The 18,101-nt window shown below is 69.9% G+C and carries 19 protein-coding genes and 1 pseudogene; 14 read left to right on the top strand and 6 right to left on the bottom strand.

Annotated features, from left to right (window positions below):
• Window positions 1–210 precede the first annotated feature (210 nt).
• The 9 genes and pseudogenes from rpmH to KFLA_RS35165 all read left to right on the top strand — a co-directional run bounded on the left by rpmH (window position 211) and on the right by KFLA_RS35165 (window position 7,125).
• On the top strand, window positions 211–348 hold the full coding sequence (gene rpmH, locus KFLA_RS36995) for a 50S ribosomal protein L34 (RefSeq protein ID WP_012924626.1): 138 nt from the start codon (window positions 211–213) through the stop codon (window positions 346–348).
• A gap of 29 nt (window positions 349–377) precedes the next feature.
• On the top strand, window positions 378–737 hold the full coding sequence (gene rnpA / locus KFLA_RS35195; protein WP_012924625.1) for a ribonuclease P protein component: 360 nt from the start codon (window positions 378–380) through the stop codon (window positions 735–737).
• The gene (gene yidD, locus KFLA_RS35190) at window positions 734–1,045 is read left to right on the top strand and encodes a membrane protein insertion efficiency factor YidD (protein ID WP_012924624.1); all 312 of its coding nucleotides are present in this window, start codon (window positions 734–736) and stop codon (window positions 1,043–1,045) included. Before rnpA ends, yidD begins: the two co-directional genes overlap by 4 nt.
• Before the next feature lie 12 nt (window positions 1,046–1,057).
• Window positions 1,058–2,074 (top strand): annotated as a pseudogene (gene yidC, locus KFLA_RS35185) (membrane protein insertase YidC); the annotation flags it as partial.
• 290 nt (window positions 2,075–2,364) lie between these two features.
• Window positions 2,365–2,886 (top strand): Jag family protein, encoded by a 522-nt coding sequence (locus KFLA_RS35180; protein ID WP_012924622.1) that lies wholly within the window; start codon window positions 2,365–2,367, stop codon window positions 2,884–2,886.
• A gap of 52 nt (window positions 2,887–2,938) precedes the next feature.
• Complete coding sequence (gene rsmG, locus KFLA_RS35175; RefSeq protein WP_049797488.1) at window positions 2,939–3,574, top strand: 16S rRNA (guanine(527)-N(7))-methyltransferase RsmG; 636 nt, start codon at window positions 2,939–2,941, stop codon at window positions 3,572–3,574.
• A 599-nt stretch (window positions 3,575–4,173) separates the two neighbouring features.
• The gene (locus KFLA_RS37755) at window positions 4,174–5,112 is read left to right on the top strand and encodes a ParA family protein (RefSeq protein WP_272941277.1); all 939 of its coding nucleotides are present in this window, start codon (window positions 4,174–4,176) and stop codon (window positions 5,110–5,112) included.
• A gap of 1,363 nt (window positions 5,113–6,475) precedes the next feature.
• On the top strand, window positions 6,476–6,604 hold the full coding sequence (locus KFLA_RS39515; RefSeq protein ID WP_272941276.1) for a hypothetical protein: 129 nt from the start codon (window positions 6,476–6,478) through the stop codon (window positions 6,602–6,604).
• A 296-nt stretch (window positions 6,605–6,900) separates the two neighbouring features.
• Window positions 6,901–7,125, top strand: coding sequence for a hypothetical protein (locus KFLA_RS35165; RefSeq protein ID WP_012924618.1), 225 nt, complete (start codon window positions 6,901–6,903; stop codon window positions 7,123–7,125).
• Window positions 7,126–8,096: 971 nt separating this feature from the next.
• Here KFLA_RS35165 and KFLA_RS38065 read toward each other — a convergent pair.
• Entirely contained in the window at window positions 8,097–8,612 is a 516-nt protein-coding gene (locus tag KFLA_RS38065) for a hypothetical protein (RefSeq protein ID WP_012924617.1), read from the bottom strand.
• Between the two features lie 778 nt (window positions 8,613–9,390).
• Here KFLA_RS38065 and KFLA_RS35155 point away from each other — a divergent pair.
• Complete coding sequence (locus tag KFLA_RS35155; protein WP_012924616.1) at window positions 9,391–10,368, top strand: ParB/RepB/Spo0J family partition protein; 978 nt, start codon at window positions 9,391–9,393, stop codon at window positions 10,366–10,368.
• A 1,324-nt stretch (window positions 10,369–11,692) separates the two neighbouring features.
• Here the strand turns inward: KFLA_RS35155 and KFLA_RS39215 are convergent.
• From KFLA_RS39215 to KFLA_RS35135, 4 genes are all read right to left on the bottom strand, one after another.
• Entirely contained in the window at window positions 11,693–12,079 is a 387-nt protein-coding gene (locus KFLA_RS39215; RefSeq protein ID WP_012924615.1) for a DUF3817 domain-containing protein, read from the bottom strand.
• A complete protein-coding gene (locus tag KFLA_RS35145; RefSeq protein ID WP_237706673.1) occupies window positions 12,076–12,906 on the bottom strand; it encodes an SURF1 family protein in 831 nt (276 codons plus the stop codon). The genes KFLA_RS39215 and KFLA_RS35145 overlap by 4 nt, the downstream gene beginning before the upstream one ends.
• Window positions 12,907–12,940: 34 nt before the next feature.
• On the bottom strand, window positions 12,941–13,888 hold the full coding sequence (locus KFLA_RS35140; protein WP_012924613.1) for a D-alanine--D-alanine ligase family protein: 948 nt from the start codon (window positions 13,886–13,888) through the stop codon (window positions 12,941–12,943).
• Window positions 13,889–14,071: 183 nt separating this feature from the next.
• Window positions 14,072–15,382: an aminotransferase-like domain-containing protein gene (locus tag KFLA_RS35135; RefSeq protein ID WP_012924612.1), complete on the bottom strand. Its 1,311-nt coding sequence runs from the start codon at window positions 15,380–15,382 to the stop codon at window positions 14,072–14,074.
• Between the two features lie 209 nt (window positions 15,383–15,591).
• On the opposite strand from KFLA_RS35135, the gene KFLA_RS38550 reads away from it, so the two are divergent.
• The 4 genes from KFLA_RS38550 (at window position 15,592) to KFLA_RS35120 (ending at window position 17,708) form a co-directional block, all read left to right on the top strand.
• A complete protein-coding gene (locus KFLA_RS38550; RefSeq protein WP_012924611.1) occupies window positions 15,592–15,768 on the top strand; it encodes a hypothetical protein in 177 nt (58 codons plus the stop codon).
• Window positions 15,769–15,883: 115 nt separating this feature from the next.
• Window positions 15,884–16,564, top strand: a complete 681-nt coding sequence (locus tag KFLA_RS35130) for a GNAT family N-acetyltransferase (RefSeq protein ID WP_012924610.1) — start codon at window positions 15,884–15,886, stop codon at window positions 16,562–16,564.
• Between the two features lie 22 nt (window positions 16,565–16,586).
• Entirely contained in the window at window positions 16,587–16,973 is a 387-nt protein-coding gene (locus KFLA_RS35125; RefSeq protein WP_012924609.1) for a DUF2784 domain-containing protein, read from the top strand.
• A 66-nt stretch (window positions 16,974–17,039) separates the two neighbouring features.
• On the top strand, window positions 17,040–17,708 hold the full coding sequence (locus KFLA_RS35120; protein ID WP_049797487.1) for a permease prefix domain 1-containing protein: 669 nt from the start codon (window positions 17,040–17,042) through the stop codon (window positions 17,706–17,708).
• A gap of 30 nt (window positions 17,709–17,738) precedes the next feature.
• Here KFLA_RS35120 and KFLA_RS35115 read toward each other — a convergent pair whose 3' ends face one another.
• Window positions 17,739–18,065 (bottom strand): PadR family transcriptional regulator, encoded by a 327-nt coding sequence (locus tag KFLA_RS35115; protein WP_012924607.1) that lies wholly within the window; start codon window positions 18,063–18,065, stop codon window positions 17,739–17,741.
• Between the last annotated feature and the right edge of the window lie 36 nt (window positions 18,066–18,101).

Genomic DNA, 18,101 nt, shown 5'->3' with positions numbered 1-18,101 from the left:
ATGGGGACGGCTGGTTTGACCTGTCCACAGGCTGACACGTACCGTGGATCGGTCGGTGTTGAGCCGGCCGTTTCGTGCTGCGCTCCAGCGGGACCATTGTTGTCGGCGGGTAGTTGACTGGGTTCTGAATCGGTGTGCAGGGCCTGCACCAACGGCAGATCTACCAGTGGATTTGTCGACCTTCGTGATCGAGTAACCGGAGTCATCCCAGTGAGCAAGCGGACGTTCCAGCCGAACAACCGTCGCCGGCACAAGAAGCACGGCTTCCGTCTTCGGATGCGCACCCGTGCGGGCCGCGCGATCCTCGCCTCCCGTCGTGGCAAGGGCCGTCAGCGCCTCGCGGCCTGAGGTCCCTCGACCGACGCGGTGACCACCTCGTGCTGCCCCCGTCGCACCGGCTCCGCCGGTCCGACGACTTCCGCCGCGCCGTCCGGTCCGGACGACGCGCGGGCCGGCGTGCGGTGGTCGTGCACTTCTTCTCCGGATCCGGCGATCAGGCCGGGACCGCGGACGAGCCTGCCCGTGTCGGATTCGTGGTGAGCAAGGCGGTGGGCAACGCGGTTCTGCGGAACCGGGTCCACCGTCGCCTGCGCGCCGTCCTGGCGTCACGACTCACCGAGCTCCCGGCCGGCAGCCTGACCGTCGTCCGTGCCCTGCCGGCGTCGGCCTCCGCGTCGTACGCCGAGTTGGTGGACGACGTCGACGCCGCGCTGCGCCGGGTGCTGGTGCCCCGATGAAGATCGCGCCCGTGAAGTACGGGATCATCGGATTCCTCAAGCTGTACCGGAAGTTCGTCAGCCCGATGTACGGGCAGGTGTGCCGGTTCTACCCCAGTTGTTCGGCGTACGCCCTGGAAGCGGTCGAGCGGCACGGCGCGGTGCGCGGTAGTTGGCTGGCGGCGAGGAGACTCGCCCGCTGCCACCCGTGGAACCCCGGCGGCTACGACCCCGTTCCACCCACAGATGTCGACCAGCGCGGAGAGCCCGTCTCCGCCAACCAGCCCGGATCGTCCACCGACGCCGGGCCTGTGCAGCGAGGTGCTTGAGTGACGACTCTTCTGGCCATTCCCCAGCTCGCGTTGTGGGACGGGATCGTGGACGTGTTCAACGCGGTCATGACTCCGCTCTACTGGGCCGTCTCCGCACTGCTGGTGGGGTGGCACTGGCTGCTCTCGCAGGTTCTGGACCCGAACGGCGGCTGGGCCTGGGCGCTGTCGATCGCCGGCCTGACCATCGTCATCCGGACCCTGCTGATTCCGCTGTTCGTGCGGCAGATCCGCTCGAGCCGGAACATGCAGCTGCTGCAGCCGAAGATGAAGGAGCTGCAGAAGAAGTACGGCCATGACCGGGAGAAGCTCGGTCAGGAAATGATGAAGCTATACAAGGAGACGGGCACCAACCCGTTCTCCTCGTGCCTGCCGCTGCTGCTGCAGTCGCCGGTCTTCCTGGCGCTGTTCCGGGTGCTGGACGGTGCCTCGAAGGGTGAGGCCCACAGCAGCATCATCGCGCCGCACGTGAACTCGCTGCGGCACGCGAAGATCTTCGGTGCCGAGATCTCGCAGACCTTCCTGCGGGCCAACGGCGACGGCTCGACGAACGTCAAGATCGTCGCGATCGTGCTGATCATTCTGATGACCGCCACGATGTTCATCACCCAGCTGCAGCTGATGCGCAAGAACATGCCGAAGGAGGCCCTCGAGGGCCAGGCGGCGCAGATGCAGAAGATCATGCTCTACGTCTTCCCGATCTTCTTCCTGATCGGTGGCTTCAACTTCCCGATCGGTGTGCTCATCTACTGGTTCGTCTCGAACGTGTGGACGATGGGCCAGCAGTTCTACGTGATCCGCCGCAACCCGGCTCCCGGCACTCCGGCCTTCGACGCGATGGAGGCCCGCAAGCGCGAGCACAACCGGCGCGCGGGCCAGCCGGAGGAGACCGGCCTGGCCGGCGCGGACACCGACGGCGAGAGCGGTACGGACCGGCGGCCGGTGACCCGGCAGCAGCCGAAGCGGCAGTCCCGCAGCGACCGCCGCTCCGGCGGTACGACGACGCCCGCGGCCGGCGCCCGTCCGCAGGACGAGGTCGAGCCCAAGGCGTCCGCCAACGGCCAGCAGCCGGCCGCGGCCAAGAAGGCTCCGGCCGCGAAGAAGGCCCAGGCGGGCGGGAAGCGTCAGCCGGCCGCCAAGTCGCGCGCGCAGCGGACCGCCCAGCAGAAGGCGGCGCAGCAGAAGTCCGGTCAGAAGAAGTCCGGCGGTTCGACGGCCGCGCGCAAGACCGACAGCTGAGCAGCCGGCTCCCTGTACATCCCTGCTTTCGTAGGACCTGGGTCCCCGTGGGGCGGATCTCGAACCGTGAAGGAGTGGCCGTGAGCGACGGCATGCAGAACGCCGAGTCGGCGGAGAAGTCCACCGCGCGTGGTGCGGACGAGCGACTGAAGGCACTGGAGGCCGAAAGCGACATCGCGGCCGACTACCTGGAAGAACTGCTCGACATCGCCGACCTGGACGGCGACATCGACATGGACATCGACGGCGACCGGGCGGCGGTCTCGATCGTCGGGGCCGACCTGAGCAACCTGGTCGGCGAGAACGGCAAGGTGCTGGAGGCGCTGCAGGAGTTGACCCGGCTGGCGGTCTACCGGGAGACCGGTGAACGCTCGCGGCTGATGCTGGACGTGTCGAACTACCGCGCCAACCGCAAGGCCGAGCTCGAGCAGGTCGGCCAGAAGGCGATCGAAGAGGCGCGGGCCACCGGGAAGCCGGTGCGGCTGGAGCCGATGACGCCGTTCGAGCGCAAGGTGGTGCACGACGTCGTCGCGGCGGCCGGTCTGACCAGCGAGTCGGAGGGCGAGGAGCCGCGTCGCCGGGTCGTCGTCCAGCCGGCCTGACCGCCGTGTTTCGCTCGTGACGGACGACGTTTCACGTGAAACCCCGCCGCTCGTGGAGGAGCTTTACCCGGGGGCGGCGGACCGGCTCTCGGCGTACGCCGAACTGCTGGCGACGGAAGGAACCCTGCGCGGGCTGATCGGCCCGCGCGAAGTGCCGCGGCTCTGGGACCGGCACCTGCTGAACTGTGCCGTGCTCGAACGGCTGATTCCCGAGCAGTCCTCGGTCGCCGATGTCGGCACCGGGGCCGGCCTTCCCGGCATCGTGCTGGCCCTGGTCCGGCCCGACCTGCACGTCGCGCTGGTCGAGCCGCTGCTCCGGCGTACGACGTTCCTGGAAGAGGCGGTGCAGCAGCTCGGCTGCGACAACGCCGAGGTGGTCCGGGCCCGCGCCGAGGACCTGCCACCGGCAAGTTTCGACGTGGTCACCTCGAGGGCGGTCGCTCCACTGGGCAAGCTCGCCGGGTGGTGCCTTCCGCTGTGTGCCGAGGGTGGGCTGATGCTGGCCATGAAGGGATCGTCGGCAGAGGCCGAGCTGGCCGGCGCGGAGCGCGAACTGACCGCTCTCGGGGCGGAAGTTTGGCATGTTCACCAACTCGGCGTGGATGAACTGGCCCAGCCGACGACAGTCGTGAGTATTGTGGCCGGACGTGCTGCGCGGGGACCCCGGCACACAAAACGCGGGAGGTGAACGGGTTGGTGAGTCGCGCCGTCGGATGGCCGGACACGAGCACCGGAGAACCCCAGGGAAACCAGGGGATCGGTTGGCCCACACGGCACCAGGGCCCAGTTCTGTGGGTGACCCGGGAATCCACCGTGGATGCCGCTCCGGCTGCGGACAACCGGCCCGAGGCGCCGTCCACGGACCTTGTGGACAACGCCCCCGAGGTGACTGTTCCGTCCTCGTCCGAACCCGCGTTCACCGAGTCCGCGTCTTTCGCCGATGCGGCCGTCTCCTCCACCGTCGACCCCGTGTCAGCTCCCGCTGGCGAGCTGCAGGACGACTCGGAGCCCCGCCCTTCGGTCCTGCAAGCGGCCGCTTCGCTCGACCTGGGCGGCGCTTCGATCGCGTCGCCTCCCCAGCCCGTTTCACGTGAAACCGAGCCGGCCGGGACCCCCGACGCTGAGTACCCCGAGTCTCCACGGCCTGTGGATGACTACCCCCTCGAGACGCCCTCTCACGCGGGAATTCATCCACAGACCCCTGTGGATGAACCTGGGGAGAGACCAGCGCCGTCCCCCACCGACATCCTCTTCGGGCCACGTCCCGTACCTCTTGGAATGGGCGCCATGACTGCCGCACAGATCGCCGCGCGGGCCACCTCGGACGAGCTTCAGCGACGACTGCTCGAAACTCCGATCGCCGCCGCCACCGAACGGACCCTGCTCGTGAACGAAGGACGCACGATGGGCCGCGAGTTCCCGCTGCCCGCCGAGACCCGGGTCTTCGTGGTCGCCAACCAGAAGGGCGGCGTCGGCAAGACCACCACCACCGTGAACGTCGCCGCCGGCCTGGCGCTGTACGGCGCCCGGATCCTGGTGATCGACCTCGACCCGCAGGGCAACGCGTCGACGGCGCTCGGCATCGAGCACTCCGAGGGCACTCCCGGCGTCTACGAGGCGATCATCGAGGGCGAGCCGCTCAGCAAGCTGCTGCAGCCGTGCGAGGAGCACCCCGGCATCGTCGTCGTCCCGGCCACCATCGACCTGGCCGGCGCCGAGATCGAACTGGTCAGCATCGTCGCCCGCGAGAGCCGGCTGAAGAAGGCCCTCGACACCCACCTGGCCGAGACCGAGGCCGCCGGCGAGAAGTACGACTACGTCTTCATCGACTGCCCGCCCTCGCTCGGCCTGCTCACCGTGAACGCCCTCACCGCCGCCCGCGAGGTCCTGGTCCCGATCCAGAGCGAGTACTACGCCCTGGAAGGCCTCTCCCAGCTCCTCCGCCACATCGAGATGGTCAAGTCCCACCTGAACCCGACCCTCGACGTCTCCACCATCCTGCTCACCATGTACGACGCCCGCACCAAGCTGGCCGGCGAGGTCGCCGCCGAGGTCCGCGGCCACTTCCAGGACGCCGTCCTCCGCACCGCCGTCCCCCGCTCCGTCCGCATCTCCGAGGCCCCCAGCCACGGCCAAACGGTGCTCGCCTACGACCCTGCCTCCGCCGGCGCCCTCTCCTACCTAGAGGCATCCCGCGAAATCGCCATGCGCAACACGAGCTCGTAGCCGGCTCCACCCCAAAGGCCCGGACCGTTGAGGTCCGGGCCTTTGTCGTTTCCCGTTGAATCGATGGCGCGGGTGGCCACGGGTCGAGCCCATGCGTCGATGTCCATCTGCTGTGCGGGAGCGCGCGTGCCAAGTCACCACGATGCAGCACGCGTCCTCCGCTGGGCCTGGCACCTGCTGGCGGTCGAGTCTTTGGGATCCGGCCCTCGACTGCCTCGCCACCCCCCTGGCCGCTCGCGCAACTCAGGCATCGCCTCACCGCTCATGTGGAGCACCGAGCCGCGCGTAAGGAGATGTGGTGAAGCGGACGACGGATGTGTGGCCCGCGGCCAGTCGCGCACTCAGCCGACCGGCCGATAGCGCTTGCAGTCGTGGCCTCGCCGAGACACCAACCTCGCCACCAAGCTCGCCGCCCAGACCGGCGTTCCTCTCGGTGAGGCTGACAGCAGGCAGACCGGCGAAAGGCCGCTGGACGCTTCCCCGCAGCGGACCATCGCGCGCGCCCGCCATTACGTTCGACCAGGGGAGTGAGCCTCCAGCCGGACGTCGCTGGCGTCCACCCGCCGCAGGGGAGCCGAGGAGCCCACGACGCCGTGAGCTTCTCGCCTAGGGCCGCGCCACCCTCCCTCCGCACTGCTCCACTGAGCGCCGGGCCAGCGTCGGCCGCTCCGCATGGACCGCTCGGCGTGGAGCGCTCAGGATCGAGCGTTGGCATGGAGCGTTGGCATGGAGCGTTGGCATGGAGCGTTGGCATGGAGCGTTGGCAGGGAGCGGCGGCAGAAGCGAGCACTGATCGTCGCCGGTAACACGCCCGCCTTCAGTTCCGCGCAGATGACTTTCTGCATCGATAGGACGGATGAAGGCGACTTGGCGCTAGGTCGACATAGACCTCCCGCCTCGCGGAGTCCGGACTGCCGATTAGCTGAGTCAGCCATATTGGCCGGCGACGTGGCGTTCCGGCACCGGGCGCGAGGAGACGCCTCCCGCGGTGGCGACGGTTCCCGCCCACGGCGCGATCCCGGGCAGCCTGCGGCGCCGAGCCACACTAGAGCGAACGCGAGGCGCGACCGGGTGGTCCTGGCCGCCGAAAACAATGCGCCGGCGGGTGACCCGCGCGATCGCACCGCGCCCAAGCGGCTCTACGCGCTGGCGGGCTTCCGCGCTTCCCGCGTACCGGCCTGTCCGTTCCGCGTGAAGCGGGCCGCACCGGTTCCACGTGAAAGGGGCGCACCCGGACCACCTGTATGGGGCCGCACTCGGTACCACCTGAACCGGGCCGCACTCGGTACCGGGGAAACGAGCCCCGATCCACGCGGCGCTAGCTGTTTCACGTGGAACGTATCCGGGCGACCAGCGCTCTGGCATGGTGCGGGCTGAAGCCGAGGAGCGCGTCTTCGGCCAGATGCTTGCTACAGCGGCAGCAGGAGACAGCAGCGGCGGTCTGACCGCTGACGAGTTGGACCTCGAGCGGGCGTCGCTGGTTCACCGCTAGCTGCGGCCGATCAGGAGACGACTGCCCCGGCCGCCACTCCTAATGAACGGCACGGCCCTTCGCCCCGCCAACGTGGCGTCGCCGATGACGAACTGGCCGCAAAGCGTCGACGGTCATCGGCGGCGGGACCGGGATGCGCTGATCGCGTGTGTCGGCCGTCGAGCGTGGCGACGGCCTGGGCGTGGACCAACGACGCGCACAGGCCCGGCGCCGCCGACCGAGGCGCACGGGCGCCGAGCCGAGGATCAGCCGGTACGCCGTGCAGCCGCTGCGAAAACGCGGGTTCGAGGGTGCCGGTGGACGACCTGGCCAATGCGGCCCGCTTCGGCAAGGCCACCATCTGCCGCGGCTACGCGAGCGAGGAACAGTCGTCGAACGACGCGCGGCCTGGGCTGTCCGACATCGAGATCCCGGCGACCGAAATACAGTCGTGGTCGACGGGGCGTGGCGGCCAGTTCTGTGGGCTCCCGATTCTGTCGGGTTGCCCGATGCGGCGAGGCGACGACGCTCGTGGCGGCTGACACCGCCTGGGGATCGTCCGCGGATTGAGCGCATGTCTTAGGGAGCGGCATATAGCACGGAGTACCTGCCGCGTCGGCCGGCAATCCAGAGTGGCCCTAGGCGTGTCGCCGTCATGACTGCGAATCTGAAGTCGGCCCGGCGAAGTCTCTCGCGGTGGTGGTCGCGGTGCCGCCGCTCAGAGCAGGCCTCCGGGCCGTGGTGTCGAGTGACTGTCGTCGCAACTGATTGGCTGGGCGACGCCGCAGCCGCGCGAGCTGCTAGGCGCAGCCGTCGTGGCGCCGGAGCACGCGCCGGTGGAGCGCAGCTACCGCCTGGCAGTTGCGGCAGGGGATCCGGGGCGCCGGAAAGGATGGGCAGATCCGGGGCGCCGGAAAGGATGCGGACGCCGATGTACGTGTCGATGTCGCGGCCGGAGTCGGCAGCACAGAGCGAATTGCCACACCGGACGCCGGGGGTGACGAGGGCAGTCACGGCAACGTCCCCCCGCGCGGAGGCTGGTAGCACCGGTGGTACTCAGGGCCGGTGACGTGGGCTTCGATCCGACTCCTGTGGCTTTAGCCCTTATAGGCAGGCGTCCGTCGGCCCGGGCGTACGCCGTGTTCCAGCCGCCCAGCCCGCCCTGTTGCAAGCGCCGATGTACTCGCGCTGGGGGCTCCGATGTGCCCCGCCCTTGGGAGCGCCGGCGCATCAGGTCGCAGTCCGGCGCAGGAGCGACGACAAGAGGGCCATGGTGCTGGTGGCGACTTGGCGCTAGGTCGACAATCGGGGCAGCAGAGCACTCGCCGCTCCAGTGCTCGGGTGCGCCGAGGCAAGGGCTCCTCACAGGCACGAAGCGCTGCGGCTAGTCCTCACAGGATGCCCGTTTCACGTGAAACCCTGCCGCGCGTTCGCGGATCAGGAGGTGGCTGGCCTCGACCGGGCCCAGAGCATGTCCGCGGTGGCTGTTCCGGTTCCGGTCAGCGCTGAGGGGTCAGCGGGCGCACAGCGGCGCTGCGTAGGCCTCGCGCGACCCCGATCCGGCAGCTCGACGGCCGAAGCCGCCCGCTGTGGCGGAACTCGTGTCACGGTTGAACACCAACCCGTGGCCGGGAGCACTGCGTCGCGTTCCTCTTCTCTTGCGCGGACGCCTGCGGCAGTTGATGACCCGCACGTACGCCGCCAGCCGGCCGAGCTCGACCGTGCCGTCCGGCCCGTTGATGCTGCGTGCCAGCCCGTCGGCTCGGCAGGGGTCGGAGGACCGGCTGGCGCTTTTGACCGGGACCCAGGACGGCGTTTCACGTGAAACCCCTGTCTGAATCAACCACCGCGGGCCCCCACGCCCGGCCAACGTTTGGCGGAGGACTCGCCCGCCGAAGACCTCTCGATGGACGGCCGCCTTCACGACGGCCGTCTCCACGACGGCCGCCTTCACGACGGCCGTCTCCACGACGGCCGTCTCCACGACCGCCGTCTCCACGACGGCCGTCTTCGCGAGGGCCGTCTTCATGACGCCCGGACTCGCGCCGGCCACGGCTCGGCGACCGCCCTCCCCACAGCCGCGAGCCTGAGCCGGCGCCGCCGAGCTGCCGTGCGCGATCCGGAGTGGCAGGCCAGTCAGGACTAGAGCTGGGCAGCTGGGGCCCCGGCCGCGTGCGGCTGGTCGCCAGCACCGCCATCTGTTTCCGCCAACAGACCTGACCCCGCGCCGAACTTGTCCGCCAGCCGCCGCCCGCCTCCCCGTTTCCGGTCCCTGCGAACTGAGATGCGCCGAGTCAGCCGGCGTTGGTGTAGCCCCGGATCCAGATGCCGCCCCACCGCAGGCCAGTTCTCCGCAGTACCGATGCGCGGCCTCGCTGACTGCCCAGATATCGGTCAAGCGCAACGAGACGCACCGCCAGTTCGACGGCCTTCTTCCTGGTCGCGAACCCTCGGTGCTGTGGCATAGACATGCTCCGTGCCGGTCTGAGCGCTGCCCGGCCGGGACTTGCCACGACGGAAGTCTTCCCGGACCCGGCCCGAGCCCGGGAGGCGAGGCGAATCCAGCCGGCGCACGGAATCCATGCCTGGGGCGGACCCTGTTGCTGGAGTCCATGTTTCACGTGGAACGCTCGTCGCTGAATGAGTCGGCGTGGGTGTGATTGGGCCCCGGCGGGGCGACACGGGGAGGCGGGGGTGAGGGTGTTGCGGGGGCGGGGACCGGTTACCGTTGCGGGGGCGGTGGTTGAGGGGTGAGTGACCTCGATCGGCCGCAGCGAAGTGTGGCTGGCTGAGACTTAGGGAGTGGGATGAATACCAGGCTTGGGCGTGGACTGGGTGCTTTGATTCCTAGCAACCCGGCTCCCGGGAGCAATGCGAGTCTGGGAAGTAAGTCGAGTTCGATCCCTGGGGCTCCGCCGGTTCGGCAGGACAGTGCTGGGGCTGGGGTTCGTGGGAGCGGCGAGCTCGCTGCTGTGCCGGGGGCGGAGTTCGCGGAGATCGCGGTCGACAAGATCACGCCGAACCCGAAGCAGCCGCGCAGTGTGTTCGACGAGGACGCGATGGCAGAGCTCGTGCACTCGGTGAAGGAGATCGGGCTGCTGCAGCCGATCGTGGTGCGCCGGTTGGAGGAAGACCGGTACGAGCTGGTGATGGGTGAGCGGCGCTGGCGGGCGACGCAGGAGGCCGGGCTCACCACCATCCCGGCGATCGTGCGGGACACGTCGGACGACGTGATGCTGCGGGACGCGTTGCTGGAGAACCTGCACCGGAGTCAGTTGAACCCGCTCGAAGAGGCGGCGGCGTATCAGCAGATGCTGGACGACTTCGGGTGTACGCAGGAAGTGCTCGCTACGCGGATCGGGCGGTCGCGGCCGCAGATCTCGAATACGCTGCGGCTGCTGAAGTTGCCGGCATCAGTGCAGCGGCGGGTTGCGGCCGGGGTGCTGTCCGCCGGCCATGCGCGGGCATTGCTGGGACTGCCGAGTGGGGACGCGATCGAGCGGCTGGCGCAGCGGATCGTCGCTGAAGGGCTTTCGGTGCGGACGGTCGAGGAGATCGTCGCGATGGGGGACCTGTCGGCGGACGATCCGGTGCCGGCGCGGCGGCGGAACAAGCCGGTGGCGCCGCGGCTGATCGATCTGGCGGACCGGCTGTCGGATCGTTTCGAGACGCGGGTGAAGGTGGACCTTGGCAAGACCAAGGGCAAGATCACGGTGGAGTTCGCGTCGATCGACGATCTGGAGCGGATCGTCGGGTTGATGGATCCGAACAAGACGGCTGAGTGAGCTCGGGCTCGCCTGCAGTTTCGGCTGCGGGCGGGCCGTTCTCGCCGATCCACGCCGATCGACTTGCGCACGGAAAGCGGCGCATCGTCGATTCGACGTGGCCGTAGGACAAGGTCGTCGACAGCAGCTGAGGCAGCCAGGGATGATGTCGGCGGGTGCCTGGGGAATGAGCAGATGAGGCCGCCGGCTTCCGAGTCCGAGGCTCGGTTGGCGGGGCGATAGCGCGATCGGTGACTTGTCTCCCGGCGAGCCCGCACCGACGTCGGGGCAAGGATGTCCGGCGATGTCGCGAGTTCTGCTTCTGCGGCATGATGCTCGATCAGGTCGAGAACGCGTCGTCCGGCTGCAGGGTGAGTGGCAGTTGCGCGCGGCAGTCGGTGCTGGGCTACAGCCGGGCGATATCGGGGGATGCTTCGGCGCCGACCCAGGGGCAGTAGTCGAAAATCCGCCGCCGTGCGCGAACGCGATCCAGCGACATGAGAGCAGTGGGCGCTCGTGCGCGCGGGGTGCAGGTTCGGCGAGCGCTCGTCCTGGTGCTGGTGCTGGTGCCGAACCAGCGTCGGCCGCCGCCGCGGTGTCCCTGATCACGAGCCGGTCGCGGCTGCGACGACCCGTTGCACCCGTGTCGGCCCGATCCAACAGCTCGAATACCCCGTGTACGGACGCGTTGCTGGTGTTCGTCGTGTCGGGCGCGCGATCCGCGCCGCGGGTGCTGTTCTTGTGCGGAAGGCTGGCAGAGGTGATGGGACTCGGCGAGTTTGCGGCGTCCCAGGCGAAGCGGTCACGGGATTGACAGGTCGCAGCGAGGTTGATCGCTCGGTGCCGGTGCCGGTGCCCGGTGCCCGGTGCCCGGTGCCTGGCGGGGTGGCGGGGGTGTGGCGCGCGGGGGCAGCCGGTGGGGAAGAGTCATCGGCACATGCAGCCGGCGCATGGGCTTCGCTAGGGGTGAAGGTGGGCTGGGTGTCGCGTGGGGAGGCGACCTCGCGCTGCCGTCTCCTAGCACGTGGCGGGGATCGGTGCTGCACGCGTTACCGGTCGCCGACCCTCACGAGGACCCGGTGCGGAGGCAAAGTCCGATTCAAAGGCTGCAGGCGAGCGCGGAATGCCGAATCTAGCGATCTGGGAGTGGCCTGGAGCGGCTTGGAGGGCGCCAGCGGTCCGGAAGGAGCATCCGCGAGGCGGCTTAGGATCGCGCTCACAGAACAATTTGGGCCTTCGGAATGCTGTGATGGCAGCTTCCGAAGGCCCGGATGGCACTATCGCGATATGTCGACAAATTGCTAAGACGTTATCCGGTCGCGGCGTTTCACGTGAAACGGCCGAGTTAGCGGGTGAGGTCGTGGTGGACCTTGCGCTCGGCGTAGAAGGACAGGAACGGGATCGTGCCTGCGAGAGCGACCAAGACCAGGCGAGTGAAGGGCCAGCGGACGCGGCGGGCCAGGTCGAAGGTGGCCAGCAGGTAGACGACGTAGAGGAAGCCGTGCAGGGGGCCGACGACGTTCATCACGGACGGGTTGTCGGCGAAGTACTTCAGTGGCATCGCCAGGAAGACCAGCAGCAGGAGCATCACGCCGACGATGTACGCGATGATCCGGTACCGGAGCAGGGCGCCGCGGGTCTGCACCGGGAGGGCGGCGGCGCGGTTCCCGGCGGACGGGGTGGCGGACGCGGCGGACGTGGCGGGGGTGCTGGGGTCTGCGGGGGAGGTCACGCTGAAACGGTACCGCTTGGCGCTGCGTCATCCTCGGGCTGGTGGTCGGGATCACCCGCGCGGTGCGCGTCGAGCATCATCCGGCCCCACATCCACACCGTGAAGGCCGCGAACAACCACCACTGGAAGCCGTAGGCGACATTGCGCAGACCGGCGTGGTCGGTCGGGGGAGGCGGTGGCGGAACGAGGGCGAGACCGTTGAGCCCGGCGCCCTGCTCGACCGAGGTGGCAACGACGAAGGCGTCGTAGATCCGGTAGTCGACCATGTGCACGATCGTCGGGATCCGCAGCGACTGCAGGACGCGTCCCTTGCCGGCGTCGCCCGACGAGTCCTGCGCCTCGGACGCAGTGATGCCACCGGTGAGACTGACTCGGCCAGCGGGGGCCTTGGCGGCGGGATCGTCCACCGACGGAACCCAGCCACGCACCACCATCACCGCACCGGGCGTACCGGAGCGAACGGAACTGTCGAGCAGCAACGGACTGACCACCCAGAAGCCCTTGCGGCCTTCGTGTGCGCGGTCCGAGATGAAGATCTGATCGGCAGCCGGCGCCCAGGTCCCCGTGGCCGTCACCCGCCGAGCCACCGCGGCGGCCGGCAGCCCGGATTCGATCGAGAACAGCGACTCCACCGGCACCGGTGCGATCGACGCCCGCTCGGCCGTCGCCGCGGCGGTCTTGGAGCGGTAGACCTCGAGCTGCCAAACCCCGAGCACCGACATCACCGCGGCGATCGCCAAGGCCAGCACCAGCAGGCCGGTCCAGCGCGGAGTGAGGATCGTGCGCCACAACGGTCGCGCCGGCGGGGGCTCAGGAGTGGAGGCCACGGGCTCAGTGGTTGGCGCGACAGGCATCAGGACCTCAGCGAGCGGCAGCGGTGGCGAGCAGATCGCGGCACAGCACGCCCAGCTCGATCCCAGCCGCCTCCGCCGCCAGCGGAACCAGCGACGTCTCGGTCATGCCCGGCGCCACGTTGACCTCCAGGAACCACGGCACACCCTGCGCGTCGACGACCAGGTCCGAACGCGACAGGTCCCGCAGCCCGAGCGCCCGGTGCGCTGTCACCGCCGCCTGCGCACAAGCCGCAGCCACCGCGGCGTCCAGCCGAGCCGGTACGACGAACTGGGTGGCGCCCGCCGTGTACCGCGCCTCGTAGTCGTAGAAGCCCGAGTCCGGCTGGATCTCGACGGCCGGCAGGGCCCACGGCCCGTCGCCGGTGTCGACCACCGTGACGGCGACCTCCGTGCCTTCGACGTACCGCTCGATCAGCGCGACCGGTCCGTAGGCGTAGCAGTTCACCATCGCCGAGGGCAGTTCGTCGATCGTGCGCACGATCGAGGCGCCGAGCGCTGATCCGCCGCGGGCGGGCTTGACCACCAGCGGCAGGCCGAGCTGCCCGACGACGGCCTCCATCAACGCCGCCGCGCCGAGCTCGCGGAACGTGTCGTGCCCGAGCACCACCGACTCCGGCGACCGCAGACCGGCCGAGCGGACCATCGTGCTGGCGACCGGCTTGTCGAACGCCGTCCGGCAGGCCGCGGCGTCGGCGCCGACGTAGGGGACGCCGTACAGGTCGAGGACCTGGCGCAGGGCGCCGTCCTCGCCGGTGACACCGTGCAGCACGGGGAAGACGGCGTCCGGGGGATCGTTGCGCAGCCGCTCGACCAGGCTCGCGTCGACGTCACGCTGCTCGACCTCGACCCCGACGCTGCGCAGCGCGTCCGCGACGCGGCGGCCGGAACGCAACGAGACGTCCCGCTCGTGCGACAGCCCACCAGCCAGTACCAGCACTCGACCCAGATCACTCATCAAACTTTCCCGATCACTCGTGGGCGATTCCGGCTCGGCGCCGGTCCCGAGGCCCATGGGAACGGTACCGCTACCGGCTCGCGGACCCACGGGGCGCCCAGAGATCCCTGCACGGATTTTGCGCTCCCCAGCGCCGACCGCCAGCACCGACCCCAGCGTCGGCACCGGCCAGGCGCGGGCCCATCAGCTCAGCTCCGGGCCCGGTGCGTCGTAGTTGTGCCCGGCGCCGGGCTGCAGCGGACCGAACGTCTGCCGCAGCTCGAGCTCCTCGTTGATCACGCCGGCCAGTCGCGCGACCCCCTCGGTGATGCGCTCGGGCGTCGGGTGACAATAGGACAGCCGCATGCACTGAGAGCCGAAACCGTCGGCGAAGAAGGCGGTTCCGGGCACGTAGGCGACCCGGGCGGTGACCGCGCGCGGCAGCATCGCCTTCGCGTCCAGGCCTTCCGGCAGCGTCAGCCAGACGTAGAAGCCGCCGCCCGGCCTCGTCCACGTCGTTGCCGCCGGCATCTTCTCGGTGAGCGCGGCCAGCATCGCGTCACGGCGCTCGCGGTACATCTCCCGGAACTGCTTCACCTGGCCGAGCCAGTCGTGCCGGCTCAGGTACGACGAGATCGCCAGCTGGCTGAACACCGGCGGGCACAACGTCGCCGACTCCTGCGCCAGAACCAGCTTCTCCCGGACGGCGTGCGGCGCGACCGCCCAGCCGACCCGGAACCCCGGCGCGAACGTCTTCGAGAACGAGCCGAGGTAGATCACACCCTCCCGGTCGTCCGCGCGCAGCGCCCGCTGCGGCTCGCCGTCGAAGCCGAGCAGACCGTACGGGTTGTCCTCCAGCACCAGCAGGTCCGCGCGCTGACAGATCTCCAGCACCCGGCGCCGCCGCTCGTCGGACAGCGAGACTCCGGCCGGGTTGTGGAAGTTCGGGATCGTGTAGAAGAACTTGATCGTCTTGCCGGCCGCCCGGACCGACTCGATCGCCTGCTCCAGCGCCTCGGGCTGCACGCCGTGGTCGTCCATCGCCACGTGCACGACCTCGCACTGGTACGCGCGGAAGACGCCGAGCGCCCCGACGTACGACGGCGCTTCGCAGATCACCACGTCGCCCGGGTCGCAGAACACCCGGGTGACCAGGTCCACCGCCTGCTGGCTGCCGACCGTGACCACGACGTCGTCGGGATGGGCGTCGATGCCTTCCAGCCGCATCACGTCGCAGATCTGCTCCCGCAGGACGGGGTCGCCCTGGCCGGAGCCGTACTGCATCGCGGTCGAGCCGTGGTCGACCACCAGGTCGCGGACCGCGCCGCCGACCACGTCGAGCGGCAGGCCGCCGATGTTCGGCATGCCGCCCGCGAGCGAGACGACCTCCGGGCGGCTGGCGACGGAGAAGAGTGCGCGGATCTCGGAGGCGGTCATACCCTTCGTCCGTGCTGCGTACCGGTCGACGTAGTTGTCGAGACGGGTCTGCCGGACGTCGGGCAGGTCAGCACTCACGGACGGCTCCAAGGCACTCGAGGGGAAGTCTCCAGGCTACGCCGTGGTCGTCGGGCGTGTTGCCGCGCCCGGACTGCCGATCGGCGCCACCTCTCACTACCATGCCTTATAGGGGCAGGTTCGACCATGCCGCGGACTGGCAGCTGAGACGGCGGCCGGCCGGACCACACGCGGCAGGACCTGTTGCCACCGCGGAAGGCAGGATCGGAATGAGCGTGGGCAAGGCGTTCGGTTTGGCACTCGGAGGGCTGGTCCTGGGCGTGTTCGCCGGGTTCGCCGCGGAGTTGTTCAGACGGCAGCCGGCGGACAAGATCCAGCAGCGCTACGTCGCGCCGGAAGCGGCCGAGACCCCCGGCGCCCGGACCCCGGCGCCGGCGGCCCGGTGAGCGGGGCCTGGTGAGCGGCACGGTGACCGGCTCGACAACTGGCCGCGTGAGTGGTCCCGGGACCGGCCCCTGGACCGGCGCCGCGACCGGCGCCGGTGAGTGACCGGATCGCCCGATGGCCCGACGGCTGGAACCGTTGACGCTCGCCAACCTGGCCGAGCTCCCGGTGCCGTGCCGCGCCTGCGTCTTCTGGGAGCTCGACCCGGTCGCCGCGAAGAACGCCTCCCGCACCGGTGACACGGAGCTGGAGAAGGAGGCCTGGCTGTCCCAGCTGCTGCTCGACTGGGGCACCGCCGGCTTCCTCCTGTACGTCGACGACGACCCGGCCGGCTACGTGATCTACGGTCCCGCGGCGTACCTGCCCCGGATCCAGGCGTTCCCGACCGCACCCGTCAGCCCGGACGCCGTCGTGCTCGCGACCGGCCGGGTGCTGCCTCGCTACCTGGGCCTGGGCCTGGGCAAGCTGCTCGTTCAGGCCGTCGCCAAGGACGTGCTGAAGCGGGGGTTCCGGGCCGTGGAGGCGTTCGGCGACTCCCGCTGGGACGGTCCGGGCTGCGTCTGGCCGACGGACTTCCTGCGCGCGGTCGGATTCGGCGTCGTCCGGGACCATCCGCGGCATCCCCGGCTGCGGCTGGACCTGCGTTCGACGGTGACGTGGCGCAGCGAGATGGAAGCGGCGGTCGAACGGGTACTGGGTGTCATCCGGCCCGAGCACTCACCGCCCCGTCCGATCACGGTCCGCGAGGTCCTGCCGCGCGAACCCCAGCGCCTCCGGCACGGCCCGTCGCCCAGCTGACCCACCAGAGAAAGGCCGCCCGATGGTCTACCGCTTCCTCGCCGACGTGGTGATGGTGTTCCACGGCGTGTTCCTGCTGTTCTTCGTGATCGGCGGGTTCATCGCGTGGCGGTGGCCGAAGGTGATCTGGGCGCACCTGCTGGTCGGCGTCTACAGCCTGGTCAACGTGGTCCTGGACTTCGCCTGTCCGCTGACCCGCCCCGAGAAGTACTTGCGCCGCAAGGGCGGCGAGGACGACTACGAGGGCGGCTACATCCAGCACTACCTGGAGGGCAGTCTCTGGCCGGAGGGGGCGACGCCGACCGCCGAGAAGGTCGGCTTCGCGTTGCTGGTGATCTCGTACGTCGGCTTCTTCGTCCTCCGCCGTCGCCGCAGGCAGCGGGTGCCCGCGGCGGCCGCGCGTGGGTGAGGAACCAGGGGCGGCTCAGTGGTGCCCCGGACGTGTTTCGCCGCCCGGTTGTCCATACTGGTAGCCGTGTCCACTGCCACTCAGTGCTTGCAGCAAGGACCCGTTGACGCGTACGTCGCCGGGCTGAACCGCGCGCTGCGCGGACCTCGCCGCCGCAAGGCCGACCTGATGGCCGAGGCGCGGGACAGCCTCGAGGACGCGACCGAGGCGTACGAAGCCGACGGCCTCGACCGGGACGAGGCGGAGCGGCGGGCGGTCGCGGACTTCGGGGACCTGGGCGAGATCGTTCCTGGGTACCGAGCCGAGCTCGGGCTGGCACAGAGCCGCCGGACGGCCGTCCTGCTCTTCCTGGTGATGATCGCCCAGCCGATCGTCTGGCAAGAGGGTGCCTGGGCGTGGACCCAGCAGCCCGATGCGGCGATGCCGCTGCTCGACGTGGTCCAGCAGGCGGTCCGGGTGGTCGGCACGCTGGCGATCGCCGGTGCGTTCGTCGCCCTGCTCGGCACCGGCCTCGGTCTGCGCTATCCCTGGTTGCGGGACCGGGCGGCCCGGGCAACAGCGCTGTTCGCTCTGGTGTGCGCCGTGCTGGTCGGCGCGATGGCAACCGTGATGGGCCTGTTCAGCAGCGAGCTGGGCGGCTCCGACCTGGCTGGTCTCGGCGTGGTCGGCGGCTTCGTCCTGCTCCCGCTGACGCTCGTCTCGTACTCCGCTCAGCGCTGCCTCCGGCTGGCCTGACCTCCGCGGTCCCGGCCGGCTGCCGCCGGATCAGCTCGTCCGCGGCCGCAGCACGCCTTCGATGACCGTGCGGAACGTCTCCCACTCACCGCGCCCGGCGACGAGCATCTTCTGCCCGGCCGGCGTCAGCTGGTACGTCCGGCGCTTGCGGCCGCCGACAGTGCTCCACTCGCTGGCCAGGTAGCCGGCGCGCTCCAGCCGCCGCAGCGCCGGGTACAGCGTGCCGGTCGGCAGGTCCAGCGCGCCGCCGCTGCGCTCCTGCAGCGCCTCCATGATCGCGTAGCCGTGCAGGGGCTCGTGCTCGACCACGGCCAGGATCATCGGGTCGAGGTGACCTCGCAGGGCGTCCGCCTTCATGTAGCCAGTCTACCCATAAGCCTGCTACCGTCGACA

Origin of the sequence: Kribbella flavida DSM 17836 (genome assembly GCF_000024345.1) — a bacterium.
Lineage (GTDB): Bacteria > Actinomycetota > Actinomycetes > Propionibacteriales > Kribbellaceae > Kribbella > Kribbella flavida.
The sequence above is the reverse complement of the archived record's forward strand: the minus strand, read 5'-3'. Positions and strand labels throughout refer to the sequence as shown.

Bases quoted from the DNA above. Each gene is read 5' to 3' on its own strand.
- KFLA_RS37755 (WP_272941277.1), top strand. From the start codon at position 4,174: ATGACTGCCGCACAGATCGCCGCGCGGGCCACCTCGGACGAGCTTCAG.
- KFLA_RS35115 (WP_012924607.1), bottom strand. From the start codon at position 18,065: ATGAAGGCGGACGCCCTGCGAGGTCACCTCGACCCGATGATCCTGGCC.
- KFLA_RS38065 (WP_012924617.1), bottom strand. From the start codon at position 8,612: ATGAAGACGGCCCTCGCGAAGACGGCCGTCGTGGAGACGGCGGTCGTG.
- KFLA_RS35125 (WP_012924609.1), top strand. From the start codon at position 16,587: ATGGTCTACCGCTTCCTCGCCGACGTGGTGATGGTGTTCCACGGCGTG.
- KFLA_RS35155 (WP_012924616.1), top strand. From the start codon at position 9,391: ATGAATACCAGGCTTGGGCGTGGACTGGGTGCTTTGATTCCTAGCAAC.
- KFLA_RS35140 (WP_012924613.1), bottom strand. From the start codon at position 13,888: ATGAGTGATCTGGGTCGAGTGCTGGTACTGGCTGGTGGGCTGTCGCAC.
- KFLA_RS39515 (WP_272941276.1), top strand. From the start codon at position 6,476: ATGGTGCGGGCTGAAGCCGAGGAGCGCGTCTTCGGCCAGATGCTTGCT.
- yidD (WP_012924624.1), top strand. From the start codon at position 734: ATGAAGATCGCGCCCGTGAAGTACGGGATCATCGGATTCCTCAAGCTG.
- KFLA_RS38550 (WP_012924611.1), top strand. From the start codon at position 15,592: ATGAGCGTGGGCAAGGCGTTCGGTTTGGCACTCGGAGGGCTGGTCCTG.
- KFLA_RS35130 (WP_012924610.1), top strand. From the start codon at position 15,884: ATGGCCCGACGGCTGGAACCGTTGACGCTCGCCAACCTGGCCGAGCTC.